General features: G+C 34.5%; 26 protein-coding genes and 1 tRNA gene. 24 read left to right on the top strand and 3 right to left on the bottom strand.

The genetic code is table 11. From position 1 onward, the window contains the following. Window positions 1–3 precede the first annotated feature (3 nt). The 6 genes from CALKRO_RS08440 (at window position 4) to CALKRO_RS08415 (ending at window position 4,014) form a co-directional block, all read left to right on the top strand. Window positions 4–978 carry a hypothetical protein gene (locus tag CALKRO_RS08440; RefSeq protein ID WP_013430615.1) on the top strand — a complete coding sequence of 325 codons (975 nt, stop codon included), beginning with the start codon at window positions 4–6 and terminating at the stop codon, window positions 976–978. Window positions 979–1,041: 63 nt separating this feature from the next. Further along, window positions 1,042–1,728 (top strand): YetF domain-containing protein, encoded by a 687-nt coding sequence (locus CALKRO_RS08435; RefSeq protein WP_013430614.1) that lies wholly within the window; start codon window positions 1,042–1,044, stop codon window positions 1,726–1,728. Then, the gene (locus CALKRO_RS08430; RefSeq protein ID WP_013430613.1) at window positions 1,725–2,105 is read left to right on the top strand and encodes a DUF4363 family protein; all 381 of its coding nucleotides are present in this window, start codon (window positions 1,725–1,727) and stop codon (window positions 2,103–2,105) included. Before CALKRO_RS08435 ends, CALKRO_RS08430 begins: the two co-directional genes overlap by 4 nt. Window positions 2,106–2,180: 75 nt before the next feature. Next, window positions 2,181–2,825 carry a hypothetical protein gene (locus tag CALKRO_RS08425; protein WP_013430612.1) on the top strand — a complete coding sequence of 215 codons (645 nt, stop codon included), beginning with the start codon at window positions 2,181–2,183 and terminating at the stop codon, window positions 2,823–2,825. An 11-nt stretch (window positions 2,826–2,836) separates the two neighbouring features. Then, window positions 2,837–3,238: a CoA-binding protein gene (locus CALKRO_RS08420; protein ID WP_013430611.1), complete on the top strand. Its 402-nt coding sequence runs from the start codon at window positions 2,837–2,839 to the stop codon at window positions 3,236–3,238. A 194-nt stretch (window positions 3,239–3,432) separates the two neighbouring features. After that, window positions 3,433–4,014 carry a Uma2 family endonuclease gene (locus CALKRO_RS08415; protein WP_013430610.1) on the top strand — a complete coding sequence of 194 codons (582 nt, stop codon included), beginning with the start codon at window positions 3,433–3,435 and terminating at the stop codon, window positions 4,012–4,014. A 303-nt stretch (window positions 4,015–4,317) separates the two neighbouring features. Here CALKRO_RS08415 and CALKRO_RS08410 read toward each other — a convergent pair. Further along, a tRNA-Thr gene (locus CALKRO_RS08410) sits at window positions 4,318–4,392 on the bottom strand. Between the two features lie 121 nt (window positions 4,393–4,513). Between CALKRO_RS08410 and CALKRO_RS08405 the strand changes: the two genes are divergently transcribed. Beyond that, window positions 4,514–5,410 carry a damage-control phosphatase ARMT1 family protein gene (locus CALKRO_RS08405; RefSeq protein ID WP_041741968.1) on the top strand — a complete coding sequence of 299 codons (897 nt, stop codon included), beginning with the start codon at window positions 4,514–4,516 and terminating at the stop codon, window positions 5,408–5,410. A 17-nt stretch (window positions 5,411–5,427) separates the two neighbouring features. Here CALKRO_RS08405 and CALKRO_RS08400 read toward each other — a convergent pair whose 3' ends face one another. Then, window positions 5,428–6,744 (bottom strand): histone deacetylase family protein, encoded by a 1,317-nt coding sequence (locus tag CALKRO_RS08400; RefSeq protein WP_013430608.1) that lies wholly within the window; start codon window positions 6,742–6,744, stop codon window positions 5,428–5,430. Between the two features lie 21 nt (window positions 6,745–6,765). Then, a complete protein-coding gene (locus CALKRO_RS08395; RefSeq protein ID WP_013430607.1) occupies window positions 6,766–8,406 on the bottom strand; it encodes a hydantoinase/oxoprolinase family protein in 1,641 nt (546 codons plus the stop codon). A 174-nt stretch (window positions 8,407–8,580) separates the two neighbouring features. Here CALKRO_RS08395 and CALKRO_RS08390 point away from each other — a divergent pair, with 174 nt between their 5' ends. From CALKRO_RS08390 to nusA, 17 genes are all read left to right on the top strand, one after another. Further along, entirely contained in the window at window positions 8,581–9,462 is an 882-nt protein-coding gene (locus CALKRO_RS08390; protein ID WP_013430606.1) for a YicC/YloC family endoribonuclease, read from the top strand. Between the two features lie 31 nt (window positions 9,463–9,493). Then, window positions 9,494–9,784 carry an extracellular matrix/biofilm regulator RemA gene (remA, locus tag CALKRO_RS08385; protein WP_041723413.1) on the top strand — a complete coding sequence of 97 codons (291 nt, stop codon included), beginning with the start codon at window positions 9,494–9,496 and terminating at the stop codon, window positions 9,782–9,784. Beyond that, entirely contained in the window at window positions 9,781–10,380 is a 600-nt protein-coding gene (gmk, locus tag CALKRO_RS08380) for a guanylate kinase (protein WP_013430605.1), read from the top strand. Before remA ends, gmk begins: the two co-directional genes overlap by 4 nt. A gap of 7 nt (window positions 10,381–10,387) precedes the next feature. Further along, window positions 10,388–10,621, top strand: a complete 234-nt coding sequence (rpoZ, locus tag CALKRO_RS08375; protein WP_013430604.1) for a DNA-directed RNA polymerase subunit omega — start codon at window positions 10,388–10,390, stop codon at window positions 10,619–10,621. Further along, the gene (gene coaBC, locus CALKRO_RS08370) at window positions 10,605–11,807 is read left to right on the top strand and encodes a bifunctional phosphopantothenoylcysteine decarboxylase/phosphopantothenate--cysteine ligase CoaBC (protein ID WP_013430603.1); all 1,203 of its coding nucleotides are present in this window, start codon (window positions 10,605–10,607) and stop codon (window positions 11,805–11,807) included. Before rpoZ ends, coaBC begins: the two co-directional genes overlap by 17 nt. A gap of 41 nt (window positions 11,808–11,848) precedes the next feature. Beyond that, complete coding sequence (priA, locus tag CALKRO_RS08365) at window positions 11,849–14,023, top strand: replication restart helicase PriA (protein ID WP_013430602.1); 2,175 nt, start codon at window positions 11,849–11,851, stop codon at window positions 14,021–14,023. A gap of 28 nt (window positions 14,024–14,051) precedes the next feature. Next, window positions 14,052–14,552 carry a peptide deformylase gene (def, locus tag CALKRO_RS08360; protein ID WP_013430601.1) on the top strand — a complete coding sequence of 167 codons (501 nt, stop codon included), beginning with the start codon at window positions 14,052–14,054 and terminating at the stop codon, window positions 14,550–14,552. A gap of 47 nt (window positions 14,553–14,599) precedes the next feature. Further along, window positions 14,600–15,529 (top strand): methionyl-tRNA formyltransferase, encoded by a 930-nt coding sequence (gene fmt / locus CALKRO_RS08355; RefSeq protein WP_013430600.1) that lies wholly within the window; start codon window positions 14,600–14,602, stop codon window positions 15,527–15,529. A 21-nt stretch (window positions 15,530–15,550) separates the two neighbouring features. Then, a complete protein-coding gene (locus tag CALKRO_RS08350; protein ID WP_013430599.1) occupies window positions 15,551–16,246 on the top strand; it encodes a zinc metallopeptidase in 696 nt (231 codons plus the stop codon). Between the two features lie 2 nt (window positions 16,247–16,248). Beyond that, on the top strand, window positions 16,249–17,544 hold the full coding sequence (gene rsmB / locus CALKRO_RS08345) for a 16S rRNA (cytosine(967)-C(5))-methyltransferase RsmB (RefSeq protein WP_013430598.1): 1,296 nt from the start codon (window positions 16,249–16,251) through the stop codon (window positions 17,542–17,544). Between the two features lie 5 nt (window positions 17,545–17,549). Then, window positions 17,550–18,575 (top strand): 23S rRNA (adenine(2503)-C(2))-methyltransferase RlmN, encoded by a 1,026-nt coding sequence (gene rlmN, locus CALKRO_RS08340; RefSeq protein ID WP_013430597.1) that lies wholly within the window; start codon window positions 17,550–17,552, stop codon window positions 18,573–18,575. A gap of 12 nt (window positions 18,576–18,587) precedes the next feature. Then, window positions 18,588–19,325, top strand: coding sequence for a Stp1/IreP family PP2C-type Ser/Thr phosphatase (locus CALKRO_RS08335; RefSeq protein WP_013430596.1), 738 nt, complete (start codon window positions 18,588–18,590; stop codon window positions 19,323–19,325). A gap of 34 nt (window positions 19,326–19,359) precedes the next feature. Beyond that, complete coding sequence (gene pknB / locus CALKRO_RS08330; RefSeq protein WP_013430595.1) at window positions 19,360–21,243, top strand: Stk1 family PASTA domain-containing Ser/Thr kinase; 1,884 nt, start codon at window positions 19,360–19,362, stop codon at window positions 21,241–21,243. A 2-nt stretch (window positions 21,244–21,245) separates the two neighbouring features. After that, window positions 21,246–22,118 (top strand): ribosome small subunit-dependent GTPase A, encoded by an 873-nt coding sequence (gene rsgA / locus CALKRO_RS08325; protein ID WP_013430594.1) that lies wholly within the window; start codon window positions 21,246–21,248, stop codon window positions 22,116–22,118. A gap of 16 nt (window positions 22,119–22,134) precedes the next feature. Next, window positions 22,135–22,800 (top strand): ribulose-phosphate 3-epimerase, encoded by a 666-nt coding sequence (gene rpe / locus CALKRO_RS08320; RefSeq protein ID WP_013430593.1) that lies wholly within the window; start codon window positions 22,135–22,137, stop codon window positions 22,798–22,800. A 169-nt stretch (window positions 22,801–22,969) separates the two neighbouring features. Next, on the top strand, window positions 22,970–23,425 hold the full coding sequence (locus CALKRO_RS08315) for a ribosome maturation factor RimP (protein WP_013430592.1): 456 nt from the start codon (window positions 22,970–22,972) through the stop codon (window positions 23,423–23,425). 30 nt (window positions 23,426–23,455) lie between these two features. After that, entirely contained in the window at window positions 23,456–24,529 is a 1,074-nt protein-coding gene (gene nusA, locus CALKRO_RS08310) for a transcription termination factor NusA (protein ID WP_013430591.1), read from the top strand. The last annotated feature ends 1 nt before the right edge of the window (window position 24,530 follow it).

Genomic DNA, 24,530 nt, shown 5'->3' with positions numbered 1-24,530 from the left:
AAAATGGTAAAAAAGATTAAGTCAGATAGAGGGAAGCAGATGCTTTCCTCTATTTTGCTTGTTGTAATAATTTACATCTTGTCTCCAACTTCAGTTTCTTACGACAAACTAAGTGCAAATAGAATACTTACGTGGCTTTTTGCGTTGCAACTATTTATATTCTTTAGTGTGGCAATTACTATTTCATTTATACTACGATTACTGAGAATAAAATATTCTCAAAAGGTTTGTTCATTTATCTTTTCTCTTTGTTTAAATGATATGCTTATTCTGACGATGCTATTAACAACTACACATATTATATTTATGCTAACAATTGTGAATGTCATAGGAAGCTCATACAGGTGGGTGGTAAAAGGTATAAACTTTGATATTATGCTTTCTGTAGCAAACATAGCTGTAGTTGTTGTTTATTTTTGGGGGTTATATAAAAATAGTTATCCTGTCAATTTTCTTAATGCCCTGTTAAAAGCTTTAAAAATGGCTGCCAAGGAGAATAATAAAGAAGAAATCAACGAAAAGCTTTTAATTTTGAAACAGTTTCTCCAAAGTTACTCTAATCGTTTTAATCAAGATTTTTTAGAACCTATTCTTGTAAGTAACGAAACCATAAAGATTTTAGCAGAGATGAAGAATGACAAAATCTTTTTAGGAGAAATTATTGATCTTCTTATTTATTTGTATTTTCATCTTTTGAATTTCCGTGAACTAAAAAGTGCGTATAAGGTATTTGAAATAATCCTTGAATATGGTAATATAAACCAGTTAAAAAGAAAGATAAAGTTTTTGACATATGAAGGAATAGAAAAAAGAAAATTATACTATCTTGTTCAGATAATAGAAAGAAGTAAAGAAAATTGTTTTTATTCTAAGCCCAAAGTTTTCAAGAAATATTTGATTACAATTAGATTTTGCAGGCCTAATAAAGAACAGTTTAAAAAAGTGAGGTATAAACAACGTACGAAAAAAGAATATTAAGAATAAAACCCCTTATCTTTGGAAAAGATAGCAAATAGAAATACCAAAGAAAGGGGTATTTTTATGGTTATAACCATTTTTATTAGAACGTTAATCTTGTATATATTGGTTGTGTTGGTTATGAGACTTATGGGGAAAAGACAGATGGGCGAACTTCAGCCGTTTGAACTTGTCATAACAATAATGATTTCTGAGCTTGCGGCTGTCCCAATGCAAAACACAGGGGTACCTCTCATAAACGGTATCATTCCTATTTTGACTCTTTTATTTCTACAAACATTAATCACATTTGGAAGCTTGAAATCTGATTTTATAAAAAGACTTGTGTGTGGAAGTCCCACAATCTTGATAGCAAAAGGTAGAATTTTAGAAGATGCACTGAGGAAAACGCAGTATAGCTTGAATGACCTTATGGAACAGCTGAGAATAAAAGGATTTTTCAATATTCATGATATAGAATACGCTATACTGGAGACTGATGGAGATATCTCTGTGATTCCGAAGTCTCAAAAGAGATATGTCACGCCTGCCGATTTAGGGATACCAACAAAGTATGAAGGAATTCCAGTAAGTGTAATTGTTGATGGCAAGATAAAAGAAGAGTCTTTAAAGTATGCTAATTTAACATTGGAGCAAGTGCTCGCAGAGATTAAAAAAAGAGGAATAGATAACGTACAGGATGTTTTTTTTGCCTGCATTGATCCTGAGGGCAACTGGTTTGTTCAAAAAAAGGAGGGAAAAAACAAGTGAAGGTATGGGCGACAGTTACAGGTTTTCTCATTTTAATAATTGTACTTGTAATGATTTCCATGCATATAATATTAGGTGCTACTGAGAAGATTGAAAATGATCTGTCTGACTTATATGAAAATGTTGTTAAAAACAACTACAATCTTGCAAAGTCAAACTACTTTGATATTGTGAAGAAATGGAGTGAATATAAAAAAAGCTGGGCTATGCTTATTGAGCATCAAGAAATAGACAAGATAGATGAAGAGCTCACAAAAATAAAGGAATATCTTTTTGAGCAAAACCGTGTTCTTTTAGTAAGTGAAATTGGTCTACTTAAATTTTATATTCGTCATGTTAGGGAAATGACTTTACTCAGGATTGAAAATATTTTTTAAAAATTTTTTAATACAAATGTGCGTTTGAGTGGTATATAATATATAAGAAATGTTTTTTAAATGGAGGGGAGAGCCATGAAAAGGTACGCTTTAGTTATGGGCTACTCCTTTGAGGAATACGACATTGAAAACGGCAACGCAGGTTTTGCTTACTTTTTCGTAGAAGACTTGAAAGAACTTGAAAAAGACAAATTCACTAATATTCCCTACAAAGATTATAATGAGTTTGCAGTAAAATTTAAAGAGGCAGCTTTAGCAGAAAAGTTGGATACTTATTTGATAGATAATATTATTGAAGCCTGCGTCGATATTTCCCGGATAATATATCCGTCGGATAGATTCTTCTCTGTCATTACCTATAATGTTTCAGAAGGATTTAAAGAATTGATGTACGAAACAAAAGCTAACGAGTTTAAGATTATATATGACAGAAAATCAAACTCTGTCGAAATAAGAGGAGAAGGAGTATTGCGTGACCCGGTGATTATAAAAGAATACGATATTGTTGATGCTGTTGATGAGTTTTTGTTTGAGTACAGAAAAGAAAATGTGAAACAGTTCATGCTTAGTCTAAAGAAAATGTATAAAGACAAATATGGTGAAGATTTGAGGATGAATGTTGTGGGGAACAAGCTTTTGATTTCGATTGGGAAAGACACGTTTGAATTTGATGATAGCAGGCTGGATGTGGTTTATAACTTTATTATGAGCAGAAAATGAGGTGGAAAGATGTGAATTCAGAAGTTATTGCGTCAGCGTTGAGTTTTAAAAACTGGGCTGTGGTAGGTGCAACACCAAACAAACAAAAATATGGATACATGGTCTACAAAAAGCTCAAAGAGAAAGGCTACAATGTGTTTGCTATAAATCCTTTGTATGATGAGATTGAGGATGACAAGGTATACAAGACATTGTTGGATTTAAATCAGAGAATAGATTGCGTGAGCATGGTTGTTTCACCAAAAAGAGGAAAATTATATATCGAACAGGCAACAAAAATAGGAGTAAAGTATGTTTGGTTTCAGCCAGGAGCCGAAAGCAGTGAGCTTGTTGAGCTATGTGAAAAGAATAGTATAGTTCCAATTTATAACGCATGTGTTTTGGTTGCATTAAACCACAAAAATAATTTTTAGAAGATTTACCGCCATCTGTATTGTAAATTCAACAAAGATGGCGGTTTTTGTTTTTAAAGTATTTTTAGCAGGTGAAGATAAAGACAGACTTTTTACAATATGATAGAATATCTTAAGTATGTAATTTCATTATGGAAAGTAGAGCTGATAAATGTAAATCTTATGAACAAAAATCTGAGAAAAAGGTGATTTAAATGGAAGCAAGGATATCTAAGGTTTATACTTATGCAGATTATCTTGAACTGCCACAAGACGCAAGAGTAGAGCTTATAGAAGGTGTCATCTATGATTTGAGCCCTGCACCGTCAAGGGTACACCAAGAGATTATTTTCGAACTTACACTAATCATTGGAAATTATATTAAGCAAAACAACAAGCCCTGCAAAGTTTACACAGCTCCATTTGATGTAGTCTTAATTGAGGAAGGGCAGGACGAAAAACAGGCAATCAACGTTGTACAGCCTGATATTTCAATTATTTGCGACAAGAAAAAGCTTACTGATAAAGGCTGTGTTGGATCTCCTGAAATGATAATTGAAGTTGTATCTGAGAGCAATTTTTCGCATGACTATATCCGAAAACTAAATCTTTATACACAATTTAAGATTAAAGAATATTGGATTGTCAATCCTAATAATCAAACAATCTTGGTGTACAGACTCAAAAACAATGAAGATTATCTGCCACCAGAAGTTTACACCTTCAATTACAAGGTCAAGGTTAGGATTTTTGAAGACCTTATAATTGACTTTACCCAAATCAAAGAGGTGTTATAATATGTCTGCAAAGCCCAAAAAGAGAGAGAATAATGAGGGTAGCATTTACCATAAGGAAAGCTGGGTTTTGGTGCGGATAAATCACAATGGGAAGAGATGAAAACGGCCCAGAAAAAAGCGACAGCATCTCTATGATAAGATTAAGAAAAAAGTTGCACAGAAGATAGCAAAGGCACTAAAATAGATAGAGTAGTTACCCCGAAATTTTACAGAGTCTCTGGTAGCTGTTCTCTGGTAGCTGTAAGGTAGCTGTAAAAAACGCACTTGTTATATTTTACCTATCCTCAAATCCCTTGATTTTCTTGGAGCTCCATGGGGGATTCGAACCCCCGACCGGTCGATTACGAATCGACTGCTCTGCCACTGAGCTAATGGAGCGCGTATGACATATATGTCATATACAATTATAATATTCTTCTTGACAACAAATCAAGAGTTATTAATACTTTATTTTGTATCTTGGCTAAAGAATTTAACTTCAAAGGGAGTGAGCTTTAAATTGAAGAGCCTTGTTGATTGCATTCACTGCTACCTAAAACAGGCAGTTTCGTGTATGGAGATGATAAAAGTTCCCGATGAAAAAAAGATAGAAGTGCTCTATAATCTCATGGATTTCATAAAAACTTTGGAGCCTTCTGACTCACCGGCGTATAACTCTTCACTTGTATTGCTAAAAACATATGAGTATATAAATAATCCAGACCCATATTATGAAGCGAAAAAATTCTCAAACAAATTGGCACTTGAACTGTATCCAAGAGTGAAAGAAAAGGTACAAACAGCTGATGATACTCTTTATGAAGCGTTGAAAGTTTCTGTTGCAGGCAATGTTATTGACTTAGGGATTCAGAGAGATTTTGATATTGATAAGGAATTAGAACACGCGTTTGATTTTGGATTTTGGATTGATGACTATCCTCTATTAAAGGAAAAGATTGAGAAGGCAAAAGATGTAGTGATTGTCGGTGATAATGCAGGTGAGATTGTGTTTGATAAGGTATTGGTGGAAATTTTAAATAAAATGGGGAAAAATGTTTATTACATTGTGAAGTCTAAGCCCGTACTTAACGATGCTACGTTAGAAGATGCAGAGGAAGTTTCTATGAGCAGAATAGCAAATGTTGTTGAGAGCGGAGCAGGGCTTTTGGGAGTTCCAAAAGACTTTATTTCTGAGCAACTCAAAAATCTTATATCTACTGCTGATGTGATTATTTCAAAAGGGCAGGCAAACTTTGAGACTGTGGATGACTTTGAAGATGTTCAACCCAATGTTTTTTATCTTTTGAAAATAAAATGCGAATACTTAGCCAAAAAACTAAAATTCAAGCAGGGCAGCTTGGTGCTCATAAATGGTGAGAAATTAAAAGAGAGAAAAGAGAAATATCTTTTAAAGTAAGACAAACAATATAAGTTTTATGAGGTTCTTCTAAAAAACTCAAAACTCTTTTTATCTTGCAAAAGTATATGAGAATAGTCTCCAACCTCAGTATTTTCAAAGAGCTTGTGACCTTCATTTTCGCAATCATTACATGCATCGTGTGGAATTATTATGGCTAAAACCCTATATCCCAAACAAAGGGAGTCTATTAATATTAGACCTGAGCATTTTTTGCAGATTTTTATTCTTTCAAGCTGATTTTCTCTAAATCCCATTGTGTCGTAATAAATGGATTTTTTTCTGACATAGTAATCTTGTTTTTCCATTTTTATTTTGTATTCTCTTTCTTCTTTTGATTTCCATATACTGTATACATGTTCACAAAGCCGTTTGATGTAATCAGTTGTTCTTTGAGACTGTTTAAGTCTTTCAGGATTATAATCAGGTTCTTTTATGTTTGAATAATCAATACCCGCAAGTGCAAATATTATACCTAAATTGACGTAAGGAAGAGCACTTTCAATAGAATACCCGCCTTCTAAAACAGAAATATTTGGACTTAACTTTTCTGTGAGTTTTGCGTATCCTTGTGCTGAAAAGTTCATGTTTGTTAGTGGGTCAGAATAATGGTTGTCCTGCCCTGCTGAGTTTATTATGATATCAGGCTTAAATTCTTCTAAAACAGGGATGATAAGATTGTCTAAGCAATATAAAAAGCCATCATCAGATGTATACGGTGGCAAGGGCAGATTCAAAGTATAACCAATTGCTGATGGTCCCCCCATTTCGTCAGTAAAACCAGTGCCGGGATATAGGGTTGTGCCATCTTGGTGCAGAGAAATAAACAAGACATCTTTGTCGTTCCAAAAGATATCCTGTGTTCCATCACCATGATGACAGTCAGTGTCTATTATTGCTATCTTTTTAATTTTATATTCTTTTCTTAAATATTCCACCATTATCGCCTCATTGTTTATAATACAAAATCCTCTGTCGCCATATGTTATTCTGTGTGCATGATGGCCGGGTGGTCGGATAAGAGCAAAGCCTTTCTCTACTTCCTTTGACAGAACCTTTTTAGCAATAGTTATTGCTGAGCCTGCAGCTATCTTGTGAGATACGGTAACAATTGAAGAAATAGTAGGAATGCAAAAATGGGTCATCTCTATATATTTTGAGTCAATCATTTCGGGATTGTAAATTTTTATATTTTCATAGTCAAAAAGTCCCTCTTCTTCTATCTGGTCAATTGTATACAAAAGTCTTTCTTCTCTTTCAGGATGCGTTGGAGAAATTCTCCAGTCAAAGGCAGGAAAAAGTATGAGCCCTAAACTATTTTTTGCTTTTAACATCTTGTCTCACTTCCTAAAAAATCAATCTCTCAAATTTAAAAGCTTGGGTTTTAACTGAGCTTTAATTCTAATCATTCTTCCACAGAATCTAAAATTTCTTATCATATTAAATGAACTTTCATCTACAATCTCTATATCGTCTTGATTTTTAGCTTCTCTGCACTCTAATACCTTTTCTATTAAAACATTCTTTGCCTGGTCAATAGTGAAGTCTGCAGGAATATTATGATATATATTTAGCTCTGGGATTACCATTTTACCTTGGATAGTGTCTGCAACTAAGTTGTACTCTTTTGAGATTGAGCCGATCGCACAACCAATTGCGTTTGCAACCATGTAATGTTTCGGAACTTCAACTTTTATTTTAAACTTGTTCTCTAAATAAGGTTTTAAAAGCTGAGCTGGTCCACCAATTAGAATTATCTTCTGAGGTGCGAATTTTTCTCCATACAATAGCTTATTTATGGTATAAACTGGAAGATTATTGATGTATTCAATTCCCTCTTTCAATTTTTCTTCTATCATTGCTACTGCCCTGCTTATCACAAATTTACAAAAGTCTTCTTGGCTCATATTCAGCTGAGAAGATAAAGACTTTAATCGAACATTTACAGGACTTTCAGAGTGTGAACTTGAAAATTGAAGAACATCATGCAAAGTAGCAAACTCATTTTTGTCCTGTTCATACCATCTTTTTGTTTCTGGTCCTATCTTAATTGTATTATCTACTATTTTAACAATACTTTCAGCCCCCAGCCCCACAGAACGTGAATATATTGATCTTACCAAAGTAGGATACTTTCCAATTTTTGCTCCATATGGTTCAAGAACAAGATTGCCGTTTGACAAGAACGCAATGTCAGTTGTTGTTCCACCAATGTCAATTATGACTGCATTTTTTGCAAAATTAGATAAGACAAATCCGCCTTGAGCAGATGCAGCTGGACCTGAGAGAATAGAGAATATCGGAAAGTTTTCAATATCTTGTAAATTTACAATTCCCCCATCTGGCTTTTGAATAAATATCTTCTCAAGAGGAATTTTTCTTTCTTGTGAAAATGTTAAAATACTTTTATAAAACATGTTAAATGTACTGTGGACTGCACAGTTCAAGTATGTGGAAAAAACTCTTCGGGGAAAGTTGAGTTTGCCAGAAAGTTTGTAGCCAACTGACATAAATTTAAAGTTGTATTCTTTAGCTGCCTCATACACAGCAAGTTCATGCTGCGGATTTCGAACAGAGAACTTGCCAACAATGCCCAAGTTTTCTATACCTTCTTGTTTAAAGCTATGCAAAGCGTTCTTTACGCTTTCAATATTTACTGGTTTTACCTCTATACCTCTGTTATTTATATATCCATCTGCCAAAAAATTCATATCGCCACACATCAAAAATTCAGGATTTGATCCAATACCGTTTTCTATTATCATTCCAACCTTATCTAAATTATTTTGAACTATTGCGTTTGTAGTAACGGTTGTACTGAGTGTTATTCTTTCAAGGTTTGAAATCATCTCTTTAGATATAAACTGATTTAAACTTTCTAATACAGAGTCTATTAAACTTCTACCACGTTCGAATTTTTTAAATGCAACAACTTTTCCATTTTCTATTGCTACTGTGTCGATGGTTGTACCACCAACATCAAGGCCTATTATCATTTTTAACTTCACCTTGCTTTTCAAAAGTATATATTATTTCAACTAATATTATAACCCTTTCTTGATTTTATGGGTAAAAATACTTTAAAATAGATAGTAGTCAAGTAGGAGTTTTTATTTTTCTTCTAATAAGGATTTTTTTACAATAACATTGAAAGGATTGATTATATTATCATGATTAAAAGTATGACGGGTTACGGTGGATGTAAAAGAATAATAAATGAGAGGGAATACAGCGTTGACATAAGAAGTGTAAACCACAGATACTTAGAAATAAACTTGAAGATGCCTAAAGAGTTTATCAAATTTGAAAATGAGATAAAAAATGTTGTTTCGCAATATATTTGCCGTGGAAAGGTTGATATATATATTAATTTTAAAAGCTTCAGCGAAAAAGACTACAGGATTATTCCTAACATAGGGATAATGAAGCAGTACTTGGAAGCAATAAATAGGGTTAGGGAAAACTTTTCGGAAATTCAGGACGATTTTAGCCTTTCGACTTTTATAAAACTTCCAGATGCCCTTGTGATTGAGACTGAAGAACTTGACATCAGTACTGTAAAGTCTGAGCTTTTGGATTGTATTGAAGAGGCACTTCAAAATTTAGATAAAATGAAAAAGATAGAAGGTGAAAATCTTAAAAAGGATATTCTGATGAGATTAGAAACCATTAAAGCTTTGGTGAGTAGAATAGAAGAGTATTCAAAGGATTTGGTTGAAAATTACAGAGAAAAACTTTACAAACGGGTAAGCGAATATTTCGATTTAAAAAACATTGATGAAAACAGACTTATGCTGGAGATAACTCTGTTTGCTGACAAAAGTGATATAACAGAAGAGCTTGTGAGGCTTAAAAGTCATATAAGTCAGTTTGCTGAGTGTTTAGAAGCTGGAGGAAGTATTGGCAAAAAACTTGACTTTATAGTTCAAGAGATGAACAGAGAAACAAACACAATTGGTGCTAAATCTACTATTTTTGAAATCTCCCAATGTGTTGTAAATCTTAAAGATGAGCTTGAAAAAATCCGTGAACAAGTTCAAAATATTGAATAGAGGTGAGTTTGTTTTGAGCAATAGCGGTAATATAAAACTGATAAACATTGGGTTTGGTAACATAGTTTCAGCGAATAGGCTGATAGCAATAGTCAGTCCTGATTCAGCACCTATAAAGAGAATAATCCAGGAAGCAAGAGAAAGAGGTATGTTAATTGATGCCACATATGGCAGAAGAACGAGAGCGGTAATAATAACTGACGCTGACTATGTAATACTTTCTTCTGTTCAGCCAGAGACTGTAGCACACAGAATTATAGAACCTGAAGAAGAGTTTGAAGAAGAAGACATTGAAGTTGAGGATGAGGATGACAAAAAATGAAAGAAGGACTTTTGATTGTGATTTCAGGGCCAGCAGGGACTGGAAAGGGTACAGTTGTTGGAAGGCTTCTTGAAAAAAATCCCAATATTAAACTTTCAATTTCCAAAACAACAAGAAAGCCAAGACCAGGAGAAAAAGAGGGTGTGAATTATTTTTTTGTCTCGCGCGAGCAATTTGAAGAAGAGATTAAAAATGAAAGATTTTTAGAATATGCTGAGTATAACAATAACTATTATGGTACGCCCAAAGACTTTGTCTTTGAAGCATTGGGAAAAGGCTATGATGTAATTTTGGAGATTGAGACAAAAGGAGCACTTCAGATTAAAAAAGTATTTTCGGATGCAGTACTGATATTTTTACTGCCACCATCCATAGAAGAGCTTTACAAAAGACTTATAAAAAGAGGCACTGAGTCGGAAGATGAAATAAGAGCAAGGCTTGAGATTGCGAAAAGTGAGATAAAACTTGTGCCAGAGTATGACTATTGTGTTATAAATGACAATGTGGATGATGCTGCTGAAAAGATACAAAAGATTATTGAAGTTGAAAAACTGAAGAGTAGGAGATTTGATATACAAAGTTTTTTGAAGGAGTGAATGAAGGATGCTTTTGCGACCAGGGCTTGACGAACTTTTAAAATTTGTAGACAATAAATACACACTTTCTGTACTTGTTGCAAAAAGAGCAAGACAACTTCTTCAGCAGGCACAAAAAAAAGTTGACATTACCAATTTTAACTCTGACAAGTATGTTACAATGGCGGTAAATGAAGTTGCTTCTGGGAAGATTTCTTACAAGTACGTAAAGCCGGTGAAAAAGTATGAGATTAAAAAATAAAAACGTATTAATAGGAATATGCGGTGGGATAGCAGCATACAAGGTATGCGAGCTTATAAGACTTTTAAAGAAGAGTGAAGCAAATGTAAAGGTAATAATGACAAAAAATGCTCAAAAATTTATAACTCCTTTGACGCTGCAGACTCTATCCCAAAACAGGGTCTATACAGATACTTTTGAAAGCGAATATTTCTACGATATAGAACATGTCTCTCTTACAACGTGGGCAGATATTCTTGTAGTGGCTCCTGCTACTGCAAACATAATTGGAAAGTTTGCAAGTGGTATTGCTGATGATTTGCTGACCACAACGTTTTTGGCATTTGACAAACCTGTGCTAATAGTGCCTGCAATGAATTCAAACATGCTCGAAAATGCTATTGTGAAGCAAAATATTCACAAGCTAAAATCGATTGGGATAAATTTTGTCGAGCCTGAATCAGGGTTTTTGGCTTGTGGTGTGTATGGAAAGGGAAGATATCCAGAAAATCAAAAGATATTGATTGAGATAGAAAAGCTTCTTTGCAGTCAAGACTTGGCAGGAAAGAAAGTTCTCATTACTGCAGGACCTACAAGGGAATATTTAGACCCCATCAGGTTTATTTCAAACAGATCATCTGGTAAAATGGGGTATGCTTTAGCTGAAGAGGCATACAAAAGAGGATCTCAAGTTACAGTTGTTTCAGGTCCAGTGAGTATAAACACCTATGCTGACATAGAAATTATACACGTGCAAACTGCTTCTCAGATGTATCATAAGGTGAAAGAGATTTACGATCAGTATGATATACTAATCTTTTCTGCAGCTGTGGCAGATTATAGACCTAAAACTACAAACCAAAACAAGATTAAAAAGGAAAACAAGAATGAACTTACTATTGAACTTATTAAAAATCCAGATATTTTAAAATTTGTGGGAGAGAATAAAAAACCGAGTCAAGTAATTGTGGGCTTTTCAGCAGAGACAGAGAATGTTTTAGTAAACTCCCAAAAGAAATTAGAAGAGAAAAATGCTGATTTGATTGTTGCAAACAATGTGCTTGAAGAAGGAGCAGGTTTTGATGTTGATACAAACATTGTAACACTCATATCAAAAGAAAAGATAGAAAATCTTCCCAAAATGAGCAAAAGTGAAGTTGCTAAAAGGATTTTTGATCATGTAGTGACATACCTCTGCAAAATGTAGCAGAGGTAATAATTTTTAATGGATGGAGTTTGGGTTTTAAGATGATAGCTCAGATTTGTATCAACTACCAGGACGCCAATGTTGATAAGGTATTTGATTATTTGGTACCAACACATCTTGAAAACAGCATTGAGATAGGTAAAAGAGTGTATGTTAGCTTTGGAGTTTCAAATAGAATTGTGGAGGGGCTTGTTGTTGGGATAAAGCAAACAACTGATATAGAGATAAATAAGTTAAAGTGTGTGCTTGCCGTAATTGATAAATTTTCTATTGTTTCAAAAGAACAGATAGAACTTGCTTTTTCAATGAAAAATTACTATGCGCTAAATCTGGGCGAGGCTTTGTCACTTGTTATACCTCCTTTTGTGAGCAGCAAACAGATATATAATATCTGTGCAAAAAAGCATGAAGAAAATAGAAACTTAGATGATGATTTAAAAAAGTTGTATGAAAGTATTTTGAAAAAACCGGTGAGCGTAAATTCAAAGCTTGTGAAAGAGAACAAAGAAAAAATAACTAAGCTCTTTTTGGAAGGGCTTTTAGAGTTTGATTTAAAGAATTTTGATACAAGAGAAAATGCTGAGAAAAATCTGCCGCGGGTAGAACCAGAGTTTAATTTAACTGACGAACAGCACAAAGCCCTAAATAGTATAATCTCTGCATTTGATGAAGGAGGTTACAAAAATATTCTCTTATTTGGAGTCACAGGGAGTGGGAAAACAGAGGTTTATATAAGATCAATACAATATGCAATTGTAAAAGGCAAGAGCGTAATTTTCATGGTACCAGAAATCTCACTCACACCACAGATGATAGAAAATGTTCAAAGTAGAATAGGTAATAAAGTTTTAGTATATCACAGCAAAATGAAAAGTATAGATAGGCTAAACAGTTGGCTTGCTGCTAGAAACAGAGAAGCAGTTGTGGTAATTGGTCCCCGTTCAGCAGTTTTTGCACCTGTCAAGAACCTTGGTCTTATAATTGTCGATGAAGAGCATGAACCAAGCTATAAATCTGAAAAATCGCCGCGGATAAATGCTGTTGAGGTTGCCCAGATGAGAGCTAAAATAAATAACATACCCATTATACTTGGCTCTGCAACTCCATCTATTGAGCATTATTATTATGCTAAAAAAGGAAAGTATTCTCTTTGTATATTGAAAAATAGAGTAAACAAGACCCTGCCAGAAGTTTTAATTGTTGATATGAAAAAAGAAATCTTAGAAGGTAACAAATCCATTTTCAGCAGGCTTTTACTTAGTGAGATAGAAAACAACTTGAAAAAAGGGGATCAGGTTCTCCTTTTTTTAAACAGGAGAGGTTATTCTCCAATTGTTATATGCCGTGAGTGTGGCTACGTTTATATGTGTAAAAACTGCAGTATTTCACTTACATACCACAAAGAGGGGTATTTGAAATGTCACTACTGCGGGTATAAAGAGGAATATAAAGGTGCGTGTGCTAAATGTAACAGCAGGTATGTCAGACAATATGGTAGTGGCACCCAGAAGATAGAGGAAGAGATAAAAGCGTACTTTAAAGATGCAAGGGTTTTGCGTATGGACAGTGATGCAACTTCAAAAAAAGATGCGACACAGCAGCTTCTAAAAAAATTCAGGGAAAAAGAGGCTGATATTCTTGTTGGTACGCAGATGATTGCAAAAGGTTTGCACTTTCCTGACTTGACCTTGGTGGGTGTGATAGATGCAGATATTCTTTTGAACATGCCAGATTTCAGAAGCAGAGAAAGAACGTTTCAACTACTTACACAGGTTGCAGGAAGGTCTGGCAGGGAAAAGCCAGGAAAAGTTATAATTCAAACTTTTAACCCTGAGGATTACAGCATTGTATTTGCTTCAAAGCACGACTATGAAAGCTTTTATGCCCAGGAAATGAAACTCAGAAAAATGATGGAATATCCACCGTATTCTTATGTAGTTAACTTTGTTACAGTAGCAAGGGAACAGAATATGGCAAAAAGAGGAATAGAGCATGTATATGCTTTGCTCAAGGAGTATGAAATGGAGAATGACATGAAAATTTATGGTCCAAGTGAAAATCCCATCTTTAAAATAGAAAACCAGTACAGGTATCACATACTGGTAAAGTTCAAAAGAGCTGGGCAGATGATTAGTATAGCAAATCTGATTAAAGAAAGATATAATTATAGTAACGCGTCGCTTATCATCGACGTAAATCCTTTAGATACACTTTAACAAAACAGGAGGGTTTAAACTTAGACAAATGGCACTGAGAAAAATAAGAACATATGAAGATGAGATACTGCGCAAAAAATCTAAGGTTGTTGAGAAATTTGACCAGCGACTTTGCCAGCTTCTTGACGATATGAAAGACACTATGTATGAAGCAAACGGCATTGGTCTTGCAGCGCCGCAGGTGGGAGTACTCAAAAGAGCGGTTGTAATTGATATAGGAGAAGGAGCAATTGAACTTGTCAATCCCGAAATAGAACAAGTAGAAGGAAATGCTGTAGATGTAGAAGGTTGTCTTTCTGTCCCAAACGTGTGGGGTGAGGTGGAAAGACCACAGAAAGTAATAGTAAAAGCTCAGGATAGGTTTGGAAATGAGTTTAGACTTGAAGCAGAGGGACTTTTAGCAAGGGCTGTGTGTCATGAGATAGACCATCTTGACGGGATTTTGTTTGTTGACAAGGTTATAAGATTTGTATCTGAAGAGGAGATTGAACAAAGGCGAGCAAGAGGCGATAAAATGGACTTAGAGTAAATTGTTGGGGTTTTAGAAAGGGGAAGATAAATTTGGATATTGTATTTATGGGAACACCGGATTTTGCAGTTGATATTTTGCAAAAACTGATACAAGAGCCTTTTGTAAATTTAAAACTTGTTGTTACACAACCTGATAAACCTGTTGGAAGAAAGCAAATATTGACAGCACCGGCTGTCAAAGAGTTTGCTCAAAAGGTTGGAATAGAAGTTGTTCAACCCGAAAAGTTAAAAAATAATGAGGATTTTTTAGACCTTTTAAAAAAGATAGAACCTGATACAATCGTAGTTGTTGCATATGGAAAAATTCTTCCCAAAGAAGTGCTTGAGATACCTAAGCATGGCTGTATAAATGTTCATGCTTCACTTTTACCAGAATACAGGGGAGCTGCACCAATTCAAAGGGTGCTTATGGATGGCAAGGAATATACAGGCATTACTATTATGAAAATGGACGAGGGGTTAGACACAGGAGATATTCTTCTTCAGAAAGAAGTTAAAATTGAAAATAATGATGACATTTTGACACTTTCAAAAAAGCTTGCAGAAGTGGGTAGCCAGCTTTTAATTGAAACTTTGAGGAATATCGAAAGTATAACTCCTGTAAAACAGGACCACAGCAGAGCAACATATGCACCGCCTATCAAAAAGGAAGAAGGAAAGATTGACTGGAATATGAGTGCGAAGGAAATTTATAATAGATTTAGAGCTCTTAAAATATGGCCAGGAATTTTCACAACTTTCAAAGGAAAACTTTTAAAAATTCACGATATTGAAATTGCTCAGGATAATAAAGACAATATTAATAGTAATGTACTAAATGGTACTGTGGTTGAGATAGATGACAGCAGCATTATAATAAAAGTTAGAGATGGTCTGATAAGACTTAGACTTCTTCAGCTTGAAGGTGGAAAAAAGATTAGTGCAAGAGACTTTGTCAATGGGTATAAAATAAAAAAAGGAGATGTTTTAGCCTAAAATCAGGGGAGAGGATGAAAAGTGTTTTACTATTTTGACCCTTTGTATCTTGTGTTTGCTATTCCTGCATTTTTGATATCCATCATAGCTCAAATGAGGGTCCAGATGGTATTTTCAAAGTATTCCAGAGTCAGAACATTTTCAGGACTGACAGGTGCCGAGGTTGCCAAAAATATACTATGGTCCAACGGTATTTATGATGTCAGAGTAGAATATGTACCGGGACTTTTGACAGACCATTACGACCCGCGATTTAGAGTGCTCAGACTATCACAGGGTGTTTTTGATTCAAATTCTGTTGCTGCAGTTGGAGTTGCTGCACATGAAGCAGGTCATGCAATTCAGCACTACCAAAAATATCCTTGGCTTGTCCTTAGAACTGCCATGGTACCTGTTGTGAATATAGGGTCGAATTTGGCTTTTCCGCTTATTTTGATAGGTCTTTTACTGAAGAATGGAGATATATTTATAAATCTTGGAATTTTGCTTTTCAGTTTAGCAGTTGTGTTTACCTTGATTACACTGCCTGTTGAATTAAATGCCAGCAAAAGAGCTGTAGAGGCGTTAAAAGTATCAGGTGTTATACTTCCTGATGAGGAGATAGCAGTAAAGAAAGTGCTTGGTGCGGCTGCTATGACATATGTTGCAGCGGTATCTGTTGCAATACTTCAGTTATTATATTATCTTAGTTTAGTTCAACGAAGAAGGGATGATTAAAGATTAATACGAGGCAAGCAGCTTTTTTCTTACTATTTGAGATTGAAAAGAAAAAGTTTTCTGGCGTGGACTCTTTGTTAGAGAAATTTCATCAAAAATTAAAAAATGAAAAGGATAGGGCTTTGTTTGTTGAGCTGGTTCATGGTGTGTTGAGATACAAAAACCTTATTGACTACTATATTAATTTTGTTGCAAAAAAAGGAGTAAAGGATAAAAGGATATTAAACATTTTAAGAGTTGCAACATATGAACTTCTTTTTCTTGAAAAGATTCCAGAGTATGCAACAGTTAACGAGGCATGTGAGATTGCAAGCAAAATAAATCCACATTTAAAGGCTTTTGTTAATGCAATTTTGAGAAATATAATAAGAAACAAAAATCAAATAGAAGAGTCATTGGAAAGAATTAAGGACGTGAACTATAAAAGTTATTTATCAATAAAGCTTTCTTATCCCAGATTTTTAATAGATTATTTAGAAGAGAGTTATGGACTTGAAAAAACTATAAAGATTTTAGAATTTTTAAATACAAAACCTCCTCAGAGTATAAAGATAAATACCAAAAAAACCAATGTAAATACATTAACACAAGAGCTTGAGAAAAACGGATTTAAGTATGAGATTAATTCTCGTAACAATGAAATAGTCCTTATTTTGAAGGGCAACATAAAGGAAACAGAACTTTATAAAAAAGGCTATTTTTATTTTCAGGATTTGGCATCTTCTCTTGTTGTAAAGTCAAATCAAGAAGATTTTGAAAGAGCAAAGAAAGTATTAGACCTGTGTGCCGCTCCAGGTGGAAAGACTTTTAACTGTGCAGAGGTTATAGATGGATTTGTTGTTGCATGTGATATAAACGAACATAAACTTGATATTTTGCGAGAAAACATTTTGCGTCTTGGTTTTGATAATATCATAGTTGCAAAGAATGACGCTGAGGTTTTTAACCCTGATTTTGCCGAAAAATTTGATATTGTGATTGCCGACCTTCCATGTACTGGCTTTGGCGCAATCAGGAAAAAGCCTGATATAAAATGGAATAAAAGTTATCAGGATATTGAGAATCTTCATGAATTGCAGGTAAGAATACTTGATAATTCAGCAGGTTACTTAAAAAGAGGAGGAATACTTTTTTATTCTACATGCACGCTTGGGAAAAAAGAAAATGAAGAAACAGTTATAGAGTTTTTAGACAAGCACAAAGATTTTTCGTTGGTATCCCAAACAACTATTTTTCCCGACGAGTTTGAATGTGATGGATTTTTTATAGCTAAACTTAGAAAAGAGGGCGAAAGATAAGGAATATGAAAAGGTTTATAAAGGACTTAACAATAGATGAGCTTAAGATATGGCTTGAAAGTGTTGGCGAAAAGCCTTTTAGGGCTACTCAGATTTTTGAGTGGCTTTACAAGAAAAATGCTACTGATGTAATGCAATTTACAAATCTTCCCCTTGAACTTCGCAAGAAGATTTATGATGAATTTTTGATGAACTCTTTACAAATTTTACAGCATCAAAGTGATGGAGAGAGTATAAAATTTCTGTTTGAACTTTGTGATAAAAATGGGATTGAAAGTGTGTTTTTGCCTTATCGATATGGAAATGCAGTATGTGTCTCAACACAAGTTGGATGCAAAATGAACTGTGGGTTTTGTGCTTCTGCCATAGGCGGATTTGTCAGAAACCTTACGCCAGGTGAGATGGTTGACCAGATTATCAGTGCAGAAAACTTTACAGGCAAAAGAATAACAAATGTTGTTCTGATGGGAAGTGGCGAGCCATTTGACAACATCGAAAATGTGTTTAAGTTTATAGAGATAATAAACTCAAAAGATGGAAAGAACATAGGGGCAAGGCATATCACAATTTCAACAGTTGGCATAGTTGAAGGGATTTATAGACTATGTGATTTTCCAAAACAAGTAAACCTTGCAATATCTTTGCATGCCCCAAATAATAGTTTGAGAGACAAACTTGTTCCGATAAACAAGAAATATCCTATTGAAGATATCATGAAAGCAGTTGACTACTATATTCAAAAGACCAACAGAAGAGTTACATTTGAGTACGCTCTGATAGATGGGGTAAATGATTCTATTGACTGTGCTCAAGAGCTTGGCAGGATATTAAAAGGTAAGCTTGTACATGTAAATTTGATACCTGTTAACCCAGTTGAAGAAAAAGGGTTTAGAAGACCTTCAAAAGAAAAAATAAAAGTATTTTTTGAAACCTTAAAATCATATCAAATTAATGTTACAATTAGAAGAGAGCTTGGCAGCAGTATATCTGCAGCGTGTGGACAGCTGAGAAAACGGTATTTTAACATATAAGGGAATTAGGGGATGAAGTATGTGAAATACGTTGCTCTCACAGAAAAAGGAAATATAAGGACAAACAATGAGGATTATTATATTGTTTACAAGGGAGAAGAAGGATTGAATGTTTTTTTGATAGCTGATGGGATGGGTGGACACAGTGCAGGTGAGGTGGCAAGCAGCCTTGCCTGTCAGTATGTAATTGACTATATATTACTAAATCAGAAAATGTTAAAATATTCTATGAAAGAAACCATAAAAGAAGCTTACAGGTATGCAAATCAAAAGATTATAAGCCATCAGATAAAAAATCCCCTTTTGTATGGAATGGGGACCACTTTAACGGGATTATTTTGCTACAAGGATAAGATACTTGTGAGCAACATTGGAGATTCAAGAGTCTACATTATAGATAACAATGAAATTAGACAAATTACAGAGGACCATTCTCTGGTTTATAAGATGTTTAAAGATGGAAAAATTACAAAAGAGGAAATTTATACTCATCCCAAGAAAAACATCATAACAAGAGCAATTGGAATAGAAGAAGAATTAGAAGTTGACCTTTACGAAATTGAACGTGAGCAAAATAAGGATTATTGCTTTTTGATGTGTACAGATGGACTGACCAACATGGTTTTTGATGCTCAAATTTACGAAATATTTAAGAAAAATGATTTTTATGATGTAGGTAAGAAATTAATTGAAAAAGCTCTTGAGGCAGGTGGTATTGACAATATAACAATTGTCTATCTCTTGGTATAAGAAAAAAGAGATTTTGTGAGGGTGATGATTGTTCATGGATGAGTTTATAATAGGAAACAGATACAAAGTTGAAGAGAAATTAGGAAGCGGTGGAATGTCGGTTGTGTATAAAGCCAAAGACGCAATTTTGAATAGATATGTTGCCATAAAAGTTTTAAGGTCGGAGTTTGCAACAGACGAGGAATTTTTGCAACGGTTCAGAACAGAAGCGCTGGCAGCAGCATCTCTTTCGCATCCTAACATTGTATCTATCTATGATGTTGGTGAGCAGGACGGGATGTACTACATAGTTATGGAATATGTAAATGGCAAAACTCTAAAAGAGTTTATGAAAGAAACTGGCAGGCTCAGTCCAAAAGATGCAACAACCATTGCTATACAGGTTTTAAGAGCTTTGGACCATGCCCATAAAAAAGGTATTGTGCACAGGGATATAAAACCTCAAAATATCTTGATTGATGAAAATGGGATTGTCAAAGTAACAGACTTTGGTATTGCACGAGCAGTTTCAACAGGCACTATTATAAATACAAATCTCACCATTGGCTCTGTTCACTATTTTTCTCCAGAACAGGCAAGAGGAGGATATATAGACAATAGGTCGGACTTGTATTCTCTTGGAGTTGTACTTTATGAGATGGTAACTGGAGTTTTGCCGTTTGATGGGGATACTCCAATTTCTATTGCTTTAAAACACCTGCAAGAACAGCCAATAAAACCTACACTTTATAATCCCAATATACCAAAAAGTTTAGAAGCAATAATTTTGAAGGCAATGCAAAAGGATATTTTGCTGAGGTATCAATCAGCCAGTGAGATGATTCAAGATTTGAAAAATTCGCTCATTGAACCAGAGGGTGATTTTGTCAAGATAGAGTCGCATGAAAATGCTGCTACCAAACAGTTTCAGCTTGAAAAGATAAAATCGGATAATACCTCAGTAGACCAAAAAAAGGAGTCAAAAGAAAAGAGAAAAGATTGGATTTATGTGGTGGCTGGAATACTAACTGCCCTTATTATTGTTGCAATAGGCTGGCTAATATTTTATAATGCTATTGGGAAAAGCTTGACTTATCAAGAAAATGACATTACAATGCCAGACCTTGTAGGTTTTTCAATTGATGATGCAAAGGCAAAACTTGATGAGCTGGGACTAAAATATTCGGTTGAAGAGCAAAACGACCCGGCTGAAAAAGGAATGGTTATCAATCAAGACCCTGCTGCAGGTATTAAAGTAAAAAAAGATACTACTGTCAAGCTAATAGTTAGCAAAGGACCGGAAATGGTCAAAGTTCCTGATGTGGTTGGGCTCAATATCAAAGATGCTCAGATAGAGCTTGATAACAATGGTTTGAGTGTTGAGATAAAGAAAGATTATTCTGACAAGCCGGTGGATACAGTTATTGATCAACAGCCTTCTGCAAACCAGCTCATAGAGAAAAATGGTACTGTAATTTTGACTGTAAGTTTGGGTCCCAAAATAGAAAAAGTATTAGTTCCAGATGTAACAGGAATGAATATAGTTGATGCCAAGGATGTTTTACTAAAAAACGGACTTAACGCCGGTAACGTTACTTATAAAGAGGTCACAGATAGAGAGTCTGATATTGTTATCAGTCAATCACCATCTTACGGGCAGCAGGTTGTAAAAGGAAGTACTGTTGATTTAATAGTGACCAAAAAGGTTGAGACAAAAACTACAACAAAGATTATTATAAAAACAGTAATTTTACCTTCTGATTTAAATGAAGCAAATGTTAAAATAGTGGTAAGTTCAAACGGAAATGAGAGCATTGTATTTGATAGAATAGTAAAAAAAGAAGAGACTCCTTTACAGGTTAAAATTCCTATCACTGGACAATCTACAATTAGGATGTATATAAACGACCAATTATCAACAGAGGAGACGGTGGAATAGCTATGCATATAAATGGAGTAATTGGAAAACTAATTGCTGGTTTTTATTATGTATATGACCATGATGGAAATATATATGAATGTAGGGCACGAGGAGTTTTTAGAAAGGATGATATCACTCCGCTTGTGGGCGACAACGTTGTTATCGTAGAGAAAAGCAAAGGTTCATATATTATTGATAAGATTCTACCAAGAAAAAATCAGCTAATCCGTCCACCAATTGCAAATGTGGATATTGCCATAGTAGTGGTAGCATCAGTGTCGCCAGAGGTATCTTTAATCGCACTGGATAAACTTTTAGTGAATGTATTAAAGGAAAAGGTAAAGCCTGTAATTTGCGTAAATAAAATTGATTTAGATGATGGAAAGACATTTGAGATGATAAAGCAACAGTACAGTGTATTTGATGTAATAGGTGTGTCTGCAAAGACTGGAGAAGGTATTGATAAACTCAAAAATTATATTCAAGGAAGGATTTCAGTTTTTGCTGGGCAGTCTGGTGTAGGGAAAAGTTCTATACTAAACTGTTTGATTCCGGGAGCAAACTTAAAAGTTGGCGAAATTTCTAAAAAGATTGAGAGAGGTAGACATACAACAAGGGTAGTAGAACTTTTACGTGCAGGGGAGGATACCTACATTGCAGACACACCAGGTTTTAGTTCAATTGAAATAATGGGACTTTTAAGAAATGATCTAAAATATTATTATCCGGAATTTTATGATTTTGAAGGGTGCAGATTTCCGGGGTGCAACCACATATTTGAACCTGACTGTATGGTAAAAGCTGCAGTGACTGAAAAAAAGATAAATTTTGAAAGGTATGAAAGGTACAAGCAGATATTTATGCAACTTCCTGCACAAAAAGAGTATGATTAAAGGAGAGGATTAAAAGTTGCAGATAAAGATTGCACCATCTATTTTATCTTCTAATTTTGCAGATTTGAAAAATGAACTTAAAAAACTTGAGTTAGCTAAAGCTGATTTGGTCCATATAGATGTTATGGATGGAAACTTTGTAGACAATATCACAATTGGTGCTCCCGTGGTAAGCAGTCTTAGAAAAAATTCAACACTTTTTTTTGATGTACATCTAATGGTTTTACATCCTGAAAAGCATATTGAAAAATTTGTCCAAAGCGGTGCTGATAATATTACAGTTCACGCAGAGGTAACCTACCACTTGGATGCCCTCATCAGTAAAATAAAAAGTTTTGGCAAAAAAGCAAGTGTTGCGCTAAATCCTGCAACGCCTGTATACATGATAGAAAATGTTCTTGAAATTGTTGATATGGTTTTAGTTATGACTGTAAATCCTGGATATGGAGGACAAAAATTTATACCATATACCCTAAAAAAGATTGAAATGTTGGCAAACCTCAGAGAAAAGGAAGGACTTTCGTTTGAGATAGAAGTTGACGGTGGTATTAATGAAGAGACCATTGTTGATTGTGTAAACGCAGGTGCAAACGTGATAGTTGCAGGTTCATATGTATTTGACAGTGGTGATGTTTCAAAATCTATTCAAGTTTTGAGAAGTAAGGTCCAGAGTTTGAGGTAATAATTTTTGCGCTTCTTGTTAAAATAAAATTAAGGTGGTATAATATTTATAATCAGAGGTGCTGACATAAAGTGAATTAGCATGAGAGTGGGTATCCCCCACTCTTTAATATTGTTTATGGAGTTTTAGGTAGTAAAAAGTTTTAATAGAAGGGAGAAGAGTATTTCTCATGTCAAAGATAACAAAGAAAGTGGAAGAGCTTGTAAAGCCTATATTAGAAAGGTATGGCTTTGACCTGGTGGATATTGAATTTAAAAAGGAAGGAAAAAGTCATTTTTTGAGAGTGTATATAGATAAACCCGGCGGGATTACAATAGATGACTGTCAGCTTGTCAGTGAAGAACTTTCTGAAAAGCTTGACATTGTTGACCCTATTCCATTTAGCTATTATTTAGAGGTTTCATCACCGGGTGTTGACAGGCCACTTGTCACTGACAGGGATTTTATAAGAAACAAGGGAAAAGTTGTTGATGTATTTTTGAATCAGCCTTTTTTGAACCGTACAAGGATTACAGGAGAGCTTGTGGAGAAGAATGAAAAATCTTTAATTTTGATTGTGGATAAAGAGAAGATAGTTATACCTGTTGAAAATATAAAAAAGGTAAAGCTTGCAATAAGATTCTAACTAAAGAATGAAAAGGGGGAATTTAGAAAGATGCCCAAAAAAGAGCAAACTCTTGATTTTCAGGAGCTGTTTTCGGCAATTGATGAGCTTGAAAGAGAGTATAAGATTGAAAAGGATTATGTATACTCAGTTTTAGAATCAGCTCTTTTGACAGCTTATAAGCAGGTAAAAGGAATAAAAGACAAAAATCTTTCTAACGTTAAAGTTTCCATTGATCCAGAAAAGGGAAGTGTAAAAATTTATGAATACAGAAAAGTTGTCGAAAATGTAAAAGATAGAAAAAATGAAATTTCACTTGAGGATGCACAAAAAATTGATAAGAGATATAAAATTGGTGATATTGTAGCAATAGAGGTTCCCATTTCCCAGTTTAGCAGAAAGGCGGCAATGACAGTCAGGCAGACAGTTATAGGGAAGATAAGAGAAAAAAAGAGGAGCATCATATTTGAAGATTATTCTTCAAAGATTGATAATATAGTTACAGGTATTATACAGAGGATTGATAAAAAGAATGTTATTGTAGAAATTGAAGGCGGGAAGGTTGAAGCAATACTTCCAATGGAGGAGCAAATACCCGGTGAAGAGTACAAACCAGGGACATTGATGAAATTTTATCTTGTTGATGTTAAAATTCCTCCCAAAGAAAAAGAACCTATTGTTTATCTTTCAAGAACTCATCCAAATTTAATAAAAAGGCTTATGGAGAATGAAGTGCCTGAGATACAAGAGGGTATAATTGAAATAAAAGCAATTGCAAGAGAGGCAGGGTCAAGGTCAAAGGTAGCAGTTTATTCTAACAGCTTAAAAGTTGATCCTGTTGGAGCTTGTATAGGTGAAAAGGGGATACGAATTCAGAATGTGCTAAAGCACTTGAATGGTGAGAAAATTGACATTGTAAAATGGAGTAGTGACATTGGGGAATTTATAAAGAATGCTCTCAGCCCTGCGGAGGTCGTCCATATTGATTTAAATTTAATTGAAAAAAAGGCATTTGTCCTTGTTCCAAACAGCCAATTGTCTCTTGCGATTGGCAAGGGTGGACAAAACGCTCGGCTTGCAGCAAAACTTACTGGTTGGAAAATAGATATAAAGGGTAAAGATTGAT

This window comes from Caldicellulosiruptor kronotskyensis 2002 (genome assembly GCF_000166775.1).
Classification (GTDB): Bacteria; Bacillota; Thermoanaerobacteria; order Caldicellulosiruptorales; family Caldicellulosiruptoraceae; genus Caldicellulosiruptor; species Caldicellulosiruptor kronotskyensis.
Note: the sequence above shows the minus strand (reverse complement) of the source record. Positions and strands in the feature narration are given on the sequence as shown.